At 39.0% G+C, this 907-nt stretch carries 1 pseudogene; it reads right to left on the bottom strand.

The features are described from left to right. Nucleotides 1-907 (bottom strand): annotated as a pseudogene (locus AC1DG9_RS27370) (hypothetical protein); the annotation flags it as partial.

Genomic DNA, 907 nt, shown 5'->3' with positions numbered 1-907 from the left:
AACCAATCCATTACCCGCTGAAATCTCAGGATCAATTTCATATTCCTTTACATTGTCGAAAGAAAACAGATTTGAGCCATTAACATAGATTCTTAAGGCGGAGATATTTACCTTTTGCAATAGGGTTTTTGAGAAAGAATAACCCAATTCCAGGTTTTTCAGCCTCAGATAACGAATATTGGTCGTCCAGAAATCATTTCGGTTATTGCCACTAAGCGGACTGGTAAACACAGATAGTCCAGTGTTGTCCTTCCTTAATGCAGGATATGTTCCTGGGATCCATTGACTATTAGGGTTATATGGATCTGCTCTGTGCCAGCGATCTGTTAGCATATAAGCAGGTGAGTTTCCATTATTTTGAAATGGAAATTTCAATTCCCAATCTCTAAAGTAGGTCTGCATCCCCGCGCCCATCAGATCAAATGCAAGTGAAATACCTTTCCAGGTAACCCGGCCATTTATGCCGTAATTAAAATAAGGCAAAGCCCCTTCTGCATACCCAATTGGTTTTATGTCCATGGCGTTGATAATTCCATCACCATTTAAATCCTCATAAATTAAATCACCGGGTAAAAGCGTTCTGTTACCTTGTCCGTCTATGTTAACCGGGTAGTCATTAATTTGTTGTTCAGATTGGAACCTTCCTAAAATATGATGGCCCCAGTTCACATTTTGCCAACGGCCAGTTCTATCATTTCTGTACTGATCGTAAGAATTTCCAAAACGTGGTTTGTATATATAATCATCTTTAGTTCTGCCGAATGTTGCATTACCGCCGATTGAAAAATCCACCTTACCAATTGAGCTACTATAGGTAATTAAACCATCAAATCCCTGTGTAACATCTGAATTTAAATTTTCTGGTGGCAAACTATACCCTACCTCGTTTGGCAATACTACATCATAG

It is taken from the genome of Pedobacter sp. 05L430, from assembly GCF_056397585.1.
This window is presented reverse-complemented; position numbering and strand designations above follow the sequence as displayed.